Below are 12,478 nucleotides of genomic sequence, written 5' to 3'. Positions count from 1 at the left end.
CAATGCGCGTTCCGGAGCAACGGTCCGGCAGGTTCATTGGCCCGTTGAGACAACCTGCCAGTTTCGTTAGGAGACGCGAGAGACGGCATCCGATTCGACGCGTAAACGACAAAGCCCGCCAACGTGGCGGGCTTACGCGAGCCAATCCTGGGAACGACAGGAATTGGCATCCGAACTGACGGTTGGGCGCCGTCGCACGTCATCACATCGATGACGGGGATCGCCCGGTGTGACGATCGACTTGCCTGATTGCGCCAGCGACGACCGTTCGTCCGGAAGGACTTCCTACAGACAGCTTAGTAACCGGCGGTTTCGAGCGCGCGGATACGTTGTTCCAGTTCAATGATGTCCTTCGACTCAGCCAGGAACGCTTCACGACGACGACGTTCAGCAGTTTCAAACCAAGTGTTCACGACTTCAAACAGGGCGGCAAACATGACGTTTCTCCAGTTCATTTAGTGTGCTGCATCGCAGCAGTGCTTCGCATTATATAGGGTTTTCCCGTTAAGGGTTAGCCCCTATATGTGAAAACCACAAAAAATCTGCTAGAGACTCGCTTCGAATGCAATCGATTCCAAATAAATTCCATGAAAATCAATAAGATAAATGATTGTTGGCGCGCCACAACACCGCGCTGCGACGCACTGCCGCAGGGGTCTGTCAAAATTCGGGAAATAAAAAAAGCGCCGCTATTGCGGCGCGTCATATGAAGTTTGGGACGCCCAGTCGCGGCGTCCCGTAGCGGTTTATCCCTGAGGAATGTGACGGGGCTGCCCTTCGCCCTCGCCAAGCGCGTTCCCCGCCGGGGCTGGGGCTTCGGTCGCCGCAGCCGCTGTGGCAGCGGCCTGCTGGGCTGGGCTACACGACGTCATCGCGTTTGAGGAACACTCGGCTTTGGTGGCGACGTTGTCAGGTAGCGCCGCGGCAGCAATGCCTTCCAGAATCGGACAATCGGGGCGGTCGTCGCCGTGGCAATGCATGGCGAGATGCGAGAGCGTGTCGCGCATGGCGACCAGTTCGCCAATACGCTGATTGAGTTCGTCCACATGAGATTGGGCAAGCGCCTTCACCTGCGCACTGGAACGGCCACGATCCTGCCACAGCGCCAGCAATTGGCGGATCTGGTCAATCCCGAAACCCAATCGTCTCGATTGGCGAATGAAACGAAGCAGATGAAGATCCTGCTCCCCATATCGCCGGTAACCTGCCTCGGAGCGAGGGCTCGGAGGCATCAGGCCGATACTTTCGTAGTACCGGATCATCTTGGCCGTCACGCCGCTGGCCTGTGCCGCTTGTCCGATGTTCATGACTACCTCACTGGGGGGAACGAGGGTTGAACGACGGGGTGGAGAAACCGTTCATTGACTTGTCGTCATCCGACAGCACAAGCCGGGCGCTGATAGGCGCGTGATCGGAAATCCGTGACCAGGGACGCCCGTGCAATACTTGCGCCCCTTCGATATGAAAACCGCGTGCATAAATGCGGTCAAGTCGCAAAAGCGGCAATCCGCTCGGAAAACTACGTGCAGGACGCCCCACACTGTTCTGAAACACCTCGGTCAGCGCCAGCTTTTCCGCCAGCAGCCGATCTGCCTGATTGCTCCAATCGTTGAAATCGCCGGCGATGATCAACGGCGCATCGGCAGGAATGGCATCGGCAACGCGCTCCGTCAGCATCTCGAACTGGCGGCGGCGGCCGTGCCCTGCCAACGACAAATGCACACATAGACAATGCAGCGGCTGCTTCAGGCCCGGCACGGCAATCTCGCAATGAAGCATGCCGCGCTTCTCGAAACTATAGGTCGTGATGTCATGGTTGTCCGACCTGACGATCGGATAGCGGCTCAGAATCGCATTGCCGTGATGCCCATGTTCATAGACGACATTGCGCCCATAAGCGTGATCGTGCCACATCCCCTGCGCCAGAAACTCGTGTTGTGGCTGTATCGGCCAGTTGCTGTGACGCACCGCATGCCGTTGGTGCATGCCCTGCACTTCCTGAAGAAAGACGAGATCCGGCGCGAGCCCCTCCAATCCGGCGCGCAATTCGTGAACGCGCAAGCGGTTGAATGCGGAAAAGCCCTTGTGGATGTTGTAACTCGCGATATGCAGACTATTCATATTCGGCAGCATTGACTCCGCGCCAAAAGACAGACGATATCACCTAGATGATGCCGCTTTTGGCGAATTTCAAGCCAGATAGAAGTCTGGGCGATACACCGGCCAAACCCTGCCCCGGTGTCACCCCTGATCGATTCATTATGCGCCGTTCACCTTATGCCGGGGCAAACCGCCCGTCAAACTCCCCTCAGGCGCCGACGCGACGAGCCTCGCCAACCCCACTGGCAGTGCTCGCGTTGACCTCTTGCGCCGCCGGCCGCCATCGGCGCAGCAGCAGCGCATTGCTCACGACACTGACGCTGCTGAGCGCCATCGCCGCCCCGGCGATCACCGGGCTCAACAGCCCGAAGGCCGCCAGCGGAATCCCGATCACGTTGTAAGCGAACGCCCAGAACAGGTTCTGACGAATCTTTGACCATGTTCGGCGGGAAACATCGATGGCATCGGCAACGCGCAACGGATCACCCCGCATCAGCGTGATGCCCGCCGTCTGCATGGCGACATCGGTGCCGGACCCCATCGCAATGCCGACATCGGCGGCGGCAAGCGCCGGTGCATCGTTGACGCCATCACCCACCATGGCTACGACCGCCCCATCGCGCTTGAGTTGCGCAATGACTTGCGCTTTGTGCTCCGGCAGCACGTCTGCGTGAACTTCGTCGAGTCCCAAGGCATCGGCGACGGCCTTGGCGCTGCCCGCGTTGTCTCCCGTCACCATCACGCAGCGCACGCCGAGCGCATGCAACCGCTCGATGGCCGGCCTCGCCGTCGCTTTGAGCGTGTCACCGAACGCCAGCAGCCCAAGCAGCCGCGCCGCCCCCGCACTTGTTTCCCCGTCACCGGTCTCGACCAGCCATGAGACAGTACGCCCCTCAGCCGCCAGCCGTTTAGCCTCGTCAGCCAGCGCTCCCTGCGAAACGCCCAATTCGTCCAGCAACCGCGCATTGCCCAGTTGCAGACGATGGACACCGCGCAGCTCGCCCACATCGCCGGCGTCTTCCACATGCGCCCGCATGCCTCTGCCGGGCAACGCCGCAATCTCGGATGCCACCGGTACCGCCGCTCCCAGTCCTGCCTCCTGTGCGGCAGTCGTCACCGCTTTCGCCAGCGGATGCGAACTTCCCGACTGCACCGCAGCGGCCCAGCGCAACAAGGTCTCGGCACTCGTTCCCGGCGCCGGCAGATGGGCCACCAGACGCGGTTTCCCTTCCGTCAACGTCCCCGTCTTATCGAAGGCAACGACGCTGATCCGGTGCGCCAGTTCCAGCGCCTCGGCATCCTTGATGAGAATGCCTTGCCGCGCCGCCGCCCCGGTGCCGACCATGATCGCGGCGGGTGTCGCCAGTCCCAGCGCACAGGGGCAAGCGATGACCAGCACCGCCACCGCGTTGAGCAATGCCGCCTCGAGGCCGATACCGAGTGCCAAGCCCCCGACGACCGTAGCGATCGCAATGAAGACGACCACCGGCACAAAGACTGCCGCCACCCGGTCGACCGCACGTTGGATCGGCGCCTTGCCCGCCTGCGCATCCTCGACCATCCGGATAATCCGGGCCAGTGCTGTATCGGCACCCACGGCCGTTGTTTCCACGCGCAAGGTCCCGGCCCCATTAATCGAGCCACCGACGACCTTGTCGCCAGCCGCTTTATCGATGGGCAACGGCTCACCAGTCAGCAACGACTCATCGAGCTGGCTTGCGCCGTCTCGAATCTCACCGTCGACCGGCACACGCTCACCGGCCCGCACCACAACCCAATCGCCCACCTTCACCTGGGCCAGCGGCACCGTGACCTCGTTCGCCGTGCCTAGCGGGTCGCGCAGCACCCGCGCCGTCTCCGGACGCAGGGCCGCGAGTGCGCGAATTGCTTCCACCGTGCGACGCTTCGCCCGCGCTTCGAGCCACTTGCCAAGCAGCACCAGCGTAATGACGACCGCCGCCGCTTCGAAATAGAGATGCGGCATGCTGTCCGCAGGAGCCCGCCACCATTCGTACAGACTCAGACCATAGGCCGCCGATGTGCCCAAGGCCACCAGCAAATCCATATTGCCGCTGCCCGCGCGCACCGCCTTGTACCCGGCCCGATAGAATCGGGCACCCAGCCAGAACTGCACCGGTGTCGCGAGCAACCATTGCACCCACGGCGGCGGCATCAGATGAACGCCGAACGGCGCCAACAGCATCGGCAACAGCAACGGCAGGGACAATACCGCCGCCACCGCCACCGGCCACCACGCGGGGCCCTCCTGCGAGGTCGCCGCCTGCGCGGGGTCCGTCACCGGCGACGCTTCATACCCGGCCTTCTCAACCGCAGCCGTGAGGGCCGCGACGTCGACAACACCACGCACGCCCCGCACGGCAGCACGTTCCGTCGCCAGATTGACGTTGGCTTCGACGACGCCCGGCACGTTTCGAAGCGCTTTTTCCACACGCCCGGCGCATGACGCACAGGTCATCCCGCCGATCGCCAACTCGAACGACCGCTCCGAGACTTGATACCCCGCGTCGCTGACAGCCGTCTCGACGGCACCCAGCAACGCGAGGGGTGTCACGTCGGGTGCGGCCTCCACGGCCGCCGTTCCGGTCGCGAGATTCACATTGGCGCTGGCAACGCCCGGCGCACGCCGCAACGCCTTCTCGACTCGCGTTACACACGAAGCGCAGGTCATGCCTTCAATACCGACCGACCAGTTCTGAGTCATTTCCGGATCTCCAGGAGGAGTGTCATCATGCGTCACAGGATAGACCTTGCCATGACAGGAAGGTCAAGCGATTCGCGCCCATATGCCGAAGTCCGCACCATGACAACCTCGTCTGCCCCCACGATAGCGCGCCGTGAACCGCTCAGGTTTGGGCAGCCTCTCACCAGTCTCACGAATCCTCTGAAAAAGCGCTTGAGCTTCCTGCCGTAGGAAGGTCTATGATCGGTTCATCTGATCAGTGCCCCCGAAACCTCTTTCAAGGAGTTCCCCATGCAAGTGCAAGTCGAAGGTATGAGCTGCGGTCATTGCGTCAAAGCCGTCACGCGGGCGATCACCGAGCGCGATGCGGCAGCCAAGGTCAACGTAGATCTGGGCGCTGGCCGCGTCGACGTCGAAAGCCGTCTTTCACCGACCGAAGTCAGCGCCGCCATCACCGACGCCGGCTACACAGTCAAGGGCACCTCGGCCTGAACGCCCTCCTCACATGACGTCCCGGATGCCACGCGCCTGACACGGCGTTGCGGCATCCGGCCTCCCGCTTGCAACAAACCCTCCCCTCCCCATCCCCAATCCCACGCGCGCCGCGCAGTCTTCCCTGCAAACTCGCAACACCTTGTGCTACGCTCTCTCTCGCCGAATACGCAAAGACGCCACGCGATAAGTGACTTCGCGGCGCCGAGCGTGCGGCATACACGTCTTCAGGGCGGGGTGAAAGTCCCCACCGGCGGTATGTGACACCACGCAGCGCAAGCTGCTTGCGTCATGAGCCCGCGAGCGCCTGCCACCGTCGCTTTCGTGACATCGGCAGGGTCAGCAGATCTGGTGCGAAGCCAGAGCCGACGGTCATAGTCCGGATGAGAGAAGATGCGTCGATACCCGCGTGCCATGGGATACCGTTCCATGGTGACGTCCGTTCGCATGCCCCGAAAACGTTTTTCGCCCGATTGACTTACGCGAGGAGCGTTTCATGTCCGTTATCACCCGCACGACCCAAGCTGCACCGCAAGACATCGCATCGGCCAACGTGGCTGGCACGACCGACGATCTGCACGCCTACCCGGCTTTCACGAACCTGCCACCGGTCGAAGTCCGTCTGGCCGCCTCGCTGCAAGCCATGCGCGAAGGCCGTCCGGTCATTCTGATGGACGATCTCGACCGCGAAAACGAGGCCGATCTGATCGTCGCCGCCGAGAAAATCACGCCGGCCACCATGGCCATGCTGATCCGTGAGTGCAGCGGTATCGTCTGCCTGTGCCTGCCCGACGAAACGCTGCGCCGTCTCGATCTGCCGCCCATGGTCGAGCAGAACCAAAGCCGTTACGGCACCGCGTTCACGGTGACGATCGAAGCGCGTCAGGGCGTGAGCACGGGCGTCTCGGCGGCCGATCGCGTGACCACGATCCGCGCCGCGATTGCCGACGATGCACAGCCCTCCGACCTGTCCCGTCCGGGCCACGTCTTCCCGTTGCGCGCGCAACCGGGCGGCGTGCTCACGCGCCGCGGTCATACGGAAGGCTCGGTCGATCTGGCAATGCTCGCCGGCCTGAAGCCCGCCGCCGTGCTGTGCGAGTTGATGAACCCGGACGGCACGATGACGCGTGGCGCGGACATCGAACGCTTTGCCGGGCAGCACGGCCTGCCGATCCTGACCATCGACGAGTTGGCCAACTACCGTCTCAGCCACGCGCAAGCCGCCTGAGTCGGCGACGAGGGCGTCGCCAGTGACAGAAGTCACGGCTACCGGCGCCCTCGCCTCGACACTTCCCTCTAACGCGGAATGCCCCCAGCGCACGCGGCGACTTCTATAATCGGCCACATCGCTAGCATTATAAAAGTTACGAGGAAGACACCATGAATACCCAATCGGATGCCGCCAGCGTACTGGCGCAATGGGAAGCCGACGAAGCCGCCGTGCGCGAACGGCTCGCTCGCAACGGTCCGCTGCGTTATGGCGTTGCCACGCCGTCCGACGTGATCGGCCTGAGCGGTCTGGAGATCTTTCAGGCCATGTTCGAGGGCAAGCTGCCCATGCCGCCGATCAGCGAGACGCTCGGCTTCCTGGCCATTGAGGTCGCGAACGGCCGCGCCGTCTTTCAGGGCCGGCCCGCGTTGCCGTATTACAACCCACTCGGCTCCGTGCATGGCGGCTGGTACGCCACCCTGCTGGATTCCGCCGTCGCCTGCGCCATTCATTCCACGTTGCCCGCCGGACGCAGCTACACCACGCTGGAACTCAAGACAAACATGGTCCGTGCCCTCACGCGCGATGTTCCGTGCGTGCGTGCCGAGGGCAATATCATTCAGGTCGGGCGTCAGGTCGGCATTGCAGAGGGCCGCATCATCGGGCCAGACGGCACGCTCTACGCTCACGCCACGACCACGTGTCTGATCTTCGATTTCCCGCCACGCAAGGCGTAAGCCTGCGTCACAGCGTCAAACGATAAAAAAGCCCGCCGGAGGAGACCCCGGCGGGCTTTTTGTTGCGTGTGCCCAGCACCCGACGCCCCATCGCGGCGGGCGCGCCGTCAATCAATGCGACGACGGACCGCCGCCGTGCTGCTCGCCATCGGGCTGATGTTCGAGCGTCTCCTTGAGGGCAATTTGCAGCTTGGCGTGCATGCGCACGAACCAGCTTCGCATCACGATCGCGAGCACCACGGTACCCGCCACGATCAACGCAATCATTTCCGTCGACGGCAGAATGCTTGCCGAGAGCGCCGCCACCAGCAGAATCACCCCGACCATGGCGGCGATCGGCAGGATCTCGGCCACCACACGGCGCACCTGAAGGGTGTACCGACCGGTCAGGCTCGGCGGCACCGACAACTCCACGAGCAACAGCGAGAGCGACTTGAGCTTTCGGTACACCGCGATCAGGAACGGCAGCGAGATCACCAGCGCACCGCCCCACACCACGGCGCTTTGCAGGCTCGGGTCACGCACCCACGGCGACATCAGGTCGGCCAGCCGGCGATAGAAGAACGCGCCACCGAGGAAGATGGTGACGACCAGCGCCAGGTTGATCGCAACGCTCACCACGATGCGTCGCACGATGGTCACAAGCGCCGCACTGTCCCCCGTCAACTGAATGCTCTGCAACCACTGGGTGTACTGCCCGAGCACATAGGACAGGCGCCCCGGCATTGCGCGGCCGAGCCATCCGGTGACCGGATCGGCGCTCTTGATCAGATACGGCGTGAGCAGCGTCGTGATGACCGACACAGCCACGGCAATCGGATAGAGGAAGTCGCTGGTCACCTTGAGCGACAGCCCGAGCGACGCGATGATGAACGAGAACTCGCCGATCTGCGACAGCCCCATGCCGACGCGCATCGACGTTCGACCATCCTGTCCCGAGAGATACGCACCCAGACCGCACGACACGATCTTGCCGATCACGACGGCCAACGTGATGACCAGAATCGGCCAGACGTAGGTGACGAGGACATGCGGGTCGAGCAGCAGACCAATGGTGACGAAGAACACGGCACTGAACATGTCGCGCAGCGGCGCCACGAGCCGCTCAATCGTGTGCAACTCTCGCGCCTCGGCCATGATGGCGCCGATCAGGAACGCGCCGAGCGCCACGCTGTAACCCATCTGAATGACCAGCAGGCAGAAGCCGAAGCACAGCCCCAGCACGACGATCAGCAACATCTCGTCGCTCTTGAACTTCGCCACGTAAGCGAGAATGCGCGGCACGAGCAGAATGCCCACCACGAGCGAGACCACCATGAACAGCAGCAGCTTGCCCAGCGTAAAGGTGGCCTCACCGGCGTCGACCGAACCGCTGATGGCAATGCCCGAGAGCAGCGCGATCATGCCGATGGCAAGCACGTCTTCGACGATGAGCACGCCGAAAATGAGCTGAGCGAATCGCTCGCGCTTCATCCCCAGTTCGTCGAGCGCCTTGACGATGATGGTGGTCGACGAAACGGCGAGCATTGCACCGAGGAAGATCGAGTCCATCGCCTTCCAGCCGAAGAAGCGGCCGATCTCGTAGCCCAGCCAGAGCATCAGCACGATTTCGGTGATCGCCGCCACAAATGCGGTCACCCCCACCCGCGCGAGCTTGCGCAGGCTGAACTCAAGCCCCAGCGAGAACATCAGGAACACAACACCAAGCTCGGCCAGAATGCCGATGGTCTTCTCGTCATGTATCAATGCGAACGGCGGTGTGTACGGGCCGATGATCACACCCGCCACGATATAGCCGAGTACGACCGGCTGCCGGAACCGGTTGAAGATGACCGTCACGATGCCTGCCAGCAGCATGATGACGGCCAGATCCTGAATGAAGTCGATGGCGTGATGCATCCGATACGTTCTCCCCGCGGCGTTTGCGCCGATATTGCTGTTCTTGACTCCACGCCGGTCACACGCCGCGCCCCTGCCGGGCCGCAGCGATGTCGAAAGACGTGATGCTTGATGAAGGTGGGAAGCCGGCCGCGTGCTGCCGGCTTGATAGACGTTGCGTTCGTTCGCCCGGTCGCGCCCATGACGGACCTGCCGCCGGGACGCTGACCTGCCCGGCCACCCGAAGGGTCTCCGGCACGTTGGCCAAATTGGCAAAAGCCAACGAACACCCGGCCAGAAACTGGCGCCGAACCAATATACGCGATGGGCGAACACGCGCGCAACCCAAGATTGACGGGGCTTTTCATAAAAAATTCCCGTTTTTCGTCATGCTCGACGAAATTTTTCTTCTTGCTTTTTGTCTCGCTGCCATGTGAAATATCACACAAATATCAATTAAATTTCACAGGAGTTGCCGACGTATGAGTTTCCGTCTTTCCTTCGAGATATCGGGGGGCAGTGCCCCCTCGAACGTCGATGCGTCCATCGACACGCTGATCATTGCCGGCTGGGCCGGGCGTGATCGCGACGCTGTGGAACACCACATTGCCGAGTTGGCCGCTCTGGGCGTGCGCCGCCCGTCGAGCACGCCGTGCTTCTACCGTCTCGCCCCTGCACTGCTGACGCAGGTCGATACCATCGACGTCGTCGGCCAGACCAGCAGCGGCGAAGCCGAATGCGTGCTGTTGCGCTGTGGCGACGATCTGCTCGTGAGCGTGGGTTCGGACCACACCGACCGCGAAGTCGAAGCCTATGGCGTGACGGTGTCCAAACAAGTCTGCGCAAAGCCGATCGCACGCCAAGCCTGGCGCTTTGGCGACGTTGCCCCGCATTGGGATCAGTTGACGCTGCGCTCGTGGGTCACGCGCGAGGGCGAACGGCGCCTGTATCAGGATGGCACGGTTGCCAGCCTGCTCTCGCCGCAGGAACTGATGGCCCGACTCGGCCCGGATGGCCTGCCGGCAGGCGCTGCAATGTTCTGTGGCACACTCGCTGCCATTGGCGGCGTGGCTGGCGGCGAGCGGTTCGATATCGAACTGCACGACCCTGTCCTCGGCCGCACGATCCGGCATCGCTACGCCACGCAGGCGCTGGCCATTGCCGACTGACACCGCCCGACCTGATGCCCGACGACACCCCTTTCGCGCCAAGCCACACCACCACCGCCGCAAGCGCTGCCGTGGCCGCCCCCGCCGATCCGCCTGCCGCCACCGACGGCCGGAGCCTGACGGAGCGTGCTTACGAAGCCATCAAGCACGACATCATTACGCTGCGTCTGCGCCCCGGCGAGACGCTCAACGAAGCGCAGTTGATGCAGTCGACGGGACTTGGACGCACCCCCGTGCATCAGGCGATGCACAGGCTCGCGCTGGAGGGGTTACTGGTCATCCTGCCGCGCAAAGGCGCGATGGTCGCGCCTGTCTCGCTCAATGACGCCCTCGAAATCATCGACGTGCGCATGGTCAACGAGACATACTGCGTGGGGCTGGCGGCACGCGCCGCTACGCCCGACGACCTCGCCGCCATCGAGGCGGTACTGGCTCGCTCACGCGATGCAATTGCCACGCGGGACGTGGCGGCGATGATGCGCATCGACCGCGACTTCCATCTGGCCATCTCACGCGCCTCGCGCAATCAAACGCTCGCCGAGCTGTTACGCGGCCTGCACGAACGCTCGCTGCGCTTCTGGTTTCTCGCGCTCTCGACGCCCAGTCATCTGGAAGGTGTCTACGAGGAGCATCTCGAGCTATTCGAAGCCCTCGCCGCGCATGACGCCGAGCGCGCCCGCCGCGCCATCACCCGGCATATCGAAGAATTCCGCACTCACATCCTGAAAGCGATCTGAACATGAGCACCGACGCCATCGATCTGAAAAGCCCGCTGTCCGAACTCGCCGCCGCGCTCGACGCCGGCCGCACCACCAGCCGCGCGCTGACCGAGCAGGCCCTTGAGCGCATCGCCGATCCCGCCGGTCAGGGCAAGGTCGTCTTCACGCAGGTCGACGCCCAGGCCGCGCGTCACGCTGCCGACGGCCTCGACACCTTGCGCCGCGCAGGTGTCCGCCTGTCGCCGCTGATGGGCGTCCCCGTGTCGGTGAAAGATTTGTTCGACGTAGCGGGGCAAGTCACGCGGGCAGGCTCCAAAGTCCTGTCCGACGCGCCCCCCGCCGAACACGACGCCCTTGCTGTCGCGCGGTTGCGCCAGGCAGGCGCCGTGATTGTCGGGCGCACCAACATGACCGAATTCGCGTTCTCGGGCCTGGGGCTCAATCCCCACTACGGCACGCCGCGCTCACCGTGGCAGCGCGAAGCCGGTCATATCGCCGGCGGTTCGTCGTCGGGCGCGGCCGCGTCGGTGGCCGACGGCATGGCCGCCATCGGACTCGGCACCGACACGGGGGGCTCGATCCGCATTCCCTCGGCGTTCTGCGGCCTCACGGGTTTCAAGCCGACCGCCTCTCGCACGCCGCGCGACGGTGCGCTGCCGTTGTCGACCTCGCTGGACTCGGTCGGCCCGATCGGTCGCTCGGTCGATTGCTGCGCCCGGGTCGACGCCATCCTCAGCGGTCATGCCGTCGACGAAACCCCGGCAACGCCGCGCGATGTTCGCGGCATGCGCTTCGGCGTCTTGACGAATGTCGTGCTGGATGGCGCGGAACCGGCCGCCATCGCGATCTACGAGCGTGCGCTCGCCGCACTCGCCAAGGCCGGCGCCACGCTCGTGGAGTTCAAGTTCACGCCGTTCGATGGCTTGCCCGCGATGAATCGCTTCGGCTTCTCGCCCATCGAGGCGTATGCGTGGCATCGCAAGCGGCTCGCCGAACATGCGCAGGAATACGATCCGCGCGTGCTGGTGCGCATTCGCAAGGGTGAGCCGGCCAGTGCCGCCGACTACATCGATCTGCTGAACGCGCGCGCAGCCCTGATCGCTGCGGCAACCCCCGTCTGGCAGCGCTTCGACGCCGTGCTCTGCCCGACGGTGCCGCTCACACCCCCGGCCATCGCACCGCTCGAAGCCAGCGACGACGCGTTCACCGCGACCAACGCCCTGGTGCTGCGCAATCCCACAGCCATCAACATGATCGACGGCTGCGCGTTCTCGCTGCCATGTCAGGGTCAGGGAGAGGCCCCCATCGGCTTGATGGCGAGCGGCGCAGCCGGCGACGACGCCCGTCTGCTCCCGGTCGGACGCGCCATCGAACACACCCTGCGCTCGGCAGGTCTGGGCGGGTAAGGTCTCGCGCGTCGGGGCTTCCTACGCCCGTGGAGTCAAAAAATCGCGTGGGCGTCGGCAGGTGCC

At 63.7% G+C, this 12,478-nt stretch carries 11 protein-coding genes, 1 pseudogene and 1 riboswitch; of the genes and pseudogenes, 7 read left to right on the top strand and 5 right to left on the bottom strand.

From position 1 onward, the window contains the following. Window positions 1-296: 296 nt before the first annotated feature. The 4 genes and pseudogenes from PI93_RS11180 to PI93_RS11165 all read right to left on the bottom strand — a co-directional run bounded on the left by PI93_RS11180 (window position 297) and on the right by PI93_RS11165 (window position 4,822). Window positions 297-437, bottom strand: coding sequence for a DUF3563 family protein (locus PI93_RS11180; protein WP_072617503.1), 141 nt, complete (start codon window positions 435-437; stop codon window positions 297-299). 489 nt (window positions 438-926) lie between these two features. Next, a pseudogene (cueR, locus tag PI93_RS11175) lies at window positions 927-1,307 on the bottom strand (Cu(I)-responsive transcriptional regulator); the annotation flags it as partial. 7 nt (window positions 1,308-1,314) lie between these two features. Continuing rightward, window positions 1,315-2,121 (bottom strand): endonuclease/exonuclease/phosphatase family protein, encoded by an 807-nt coding sequence (locus PI93_RS11170; RefSeq protein ID WP_080759099.1) that lies wholly within the window; start codon window positions 2,119-2,121, stop codon window positions 1,315-1,317. A gap of 187 nt (window positions 2,122-2,308) precedes the next feature. Beyond that, entirely contained in the window at window positions 2,309-4,822 is a 2,514-nt protein-coding gene (locus tag PI93_RS11165; protein ID WP_039368014.1) for a heavy metal translocating P-type ATPase, read from the bottom strand. 270 nt (window positions 4,823-5,092) lie between these two features. On the opposite strand from PI93_RS11165, the gene PI93_RS11160 reads away from it, so the two are divergent. The 3 genes from PI93_RS11160 to PI93_RS11150 all read left to right on the top strand — a co-directional run bounded on the left by PI93_RS11160 (window position 5,093) and on the right by PI93_RS11150 (window position 7,240). Then, window positions 5,093-5,293 carry a heavy-metal-associated domain-containing protein gene (locus PI93_RS11160; protein WP_039368017.1) on the top strand — a complete coding sequence of 67 codons (201 nt, stop codon included), beginning with the start codon at window positions 5,093-5,095 and terminating at the stop codon, window positions 5,291-5,293. 219 nt (window positions 5,294-5,512) lie between these two features. Continuing rightward, window positions 5,513-5,692: riboswitch (FMN riboswitch) on the top strand. Window positions 5,693-5,789: 97 nt separating this feature from the next. Further along, the gene (gene ribB, locus PI93_RS11155; protein WP_080759095.1) at window positions 5,790-6,521 is read left to right on the top strand and encodes a 3,4-dihydroxy-2-butanone-4-phosphate synthase; all 732 of its coding nucleotides are present in this window, start codon (window positions 5,790-5,792) and stop codon (window positions 6,519-6,521) included. A gap of 152 nt (window positions 6,522-6,673) precedes the next feature. Beyond that, complete coding sequence (locus PI93_RS11150) at window positions 6,674-7,240, top strand: PaaI family thioesterase (RefSeq protein WP_039368018.1); 567 nt, start codon at window positions 6,674-6,676, stop codon at window positions 7,238-7,240. Window positions 7,241-7,351: 111 nt separating this feature from the next. Here the strand turns inward: PI93_RS11150 and PI93_RS11145 are convergent, their stop codons facing one another. Next, window positions 7,352-9,139 (bottom strand): cation:proton antiporter, encoded by a 1,788-nt coding sequence (locus PI93_RS11145; protein WP_039368021.1) that lies wholly within the window; start codon window positions 9,137-9,139, stop codon window positions 7,352-7,354. 89 nt (window positions 9,140-9,228) lie between these two features. On the opposite strand from PI93_RS11145, the gene PI93_RS11140 reads away from it, so the two are divergent. Genes PI93_RS11140 through PI93_RS11125 form a run of 4 tightly spaced genes read left to right on the top strand, consistent with a single transcriptional unit; the run spans window position 9,229 to window position 12,412 of the window. Next, a complete protein-coding gene (locus PI93_RS11140; protein WP_144400434.1) occupies window positions 9,229-9,555 on the top strand; it encodes a hypothetical protein in 327 nt (108 codons plus the stop codon). 45 nt (window positions 9,556-9,600) lie between these two features. Continuing rightward, window positions 9,601-10,287, top strand: coding sequence for a DUF2848 domain-containing protein (locus PI93_RS11135; RefSeq protein ID WP_039368024.1), 687 nt, complete (start codon window positions 9,601-9,603; stop codon window positions 10,285-10,287). A gap of 14 nt (window positions 10,288-10,301) precedes the next feature. Further along, window positions 10,302-11,024 carry a GntR family transcriptional regulator gene (locus PI93_RS11130; RefSeq protein WP_080759096.1) on the top strand — a complete coding sequence of 241 codons (723 nt, stop codon included), beginning with the start codon at window positions 10,302-10,304 and terminating at the stop codon, window positions 11,022-11,024. Window positions 11,025-11,026: 2 nt separating this feature from the next. Beyond that, complete coding sequence (locus PI93_RS11125) at window positions 11,027-12,412, top strand: amidase (protein WP_039368026.1); 1,386 nt, start codon at window positions 11,027-11,029, stop codon at window positions 12,410-12,412. The last annotated feature ends 66 nt before the right edge of the window (window positions 12,413-12,478 follow it).

Source organism: Pandoraea fibrosis, assembly GCF_000807775.2.
Classification (GTDB): Bacteria; Pseudomonadota; Gammaproteobacteria; order Burkholderiales; family Burkholderiaceae; genus Pandoraea; species Pandoraea fibrosis.
This window is presented reverse-complemented; position numbering and strand designations above follow the sequence as displayed.

Excerpts from the sequence above, each read along its gene's own strand:
- ribB (WP_080759095.1), top strand. The coding sequence starts at position 5,790 with ATGTCCGTTATCACCCGCACGACCCAAGCTGCACCGCAAGACATCGCA.
- PI93_RS11160 (WP_039368017.1), top strand. The coding sequence starts at position 5,093 with ATGCAAGTGCAAGTCGAAGGTATGAGCTGCGGTCATTGCGTCAAAGCC.
- PI93_RS11130 (WP_080759096.1), top strand. The coding sequence starts at position 10,302 with ATGCCCGACGACACCCCTTTCGCGCCAAGCCACACCACCACCGCCGCA.
- PI93_RS11145 (WP_039368021.1), bottom strand. The coding sequence starts at position 9,139 with ATGCATCACGCCATCGACTTCATTCAGGATCTGGCCGTCATCATGCTG.
- PI93_RS11140 (WP_144400434.1), top strand. The coding sequence starts at position 9,229 with ATGTCGAAAGACGTGATGCTTGATGAAGGTGGGAAGCCGGCCGCGTGC.
- PI93_RS11135 (WP_039368024.1), top strand. The coding sequence starts at position 9,601 with ATGAGTTTCCGTCTTTCCTTCGAGATATCGGGGGGCAGTGCCCCCTCG.
- PI93_RS11125 (WP_039368026.1), top strand. The coding sequence starts at position 11,027 with ATGAGCACCGACGCCATCGATCTGAAAAGCCCGCTGTCCGAACTCGCC.
- PI93_RS11165 (WP_039368014.1), bottom strand. The coding sequence starts at position 4,822 with ATGACTCAGAACTGGTCGGTCGGTATTGAAGGCATGACCTGCGCTTCG.
- PI93_RS11180 (WP_072617503.1), bottom strand. The coding sequence starts at position 437 with ATGTTTGCCGCCCTGTTTGAAGTCGTGAACACTTGGTTTGAAACTGCT.
- PI93_RS11170 (WP_080759099.1), bottom strand. The coding sequence starts at position 2,121 with ATGAATAGTCTGCATATCGCGAGTTACAACATCCACAAGGGCTTTTCC.
- PI93_RS11150 (WP_039368018.1), top strand. The coding sequence starts at position 6,674 with ATGAATACCCAATCGGATGCCGCCAGCGTACTGGCGCAATGGGAAGCC.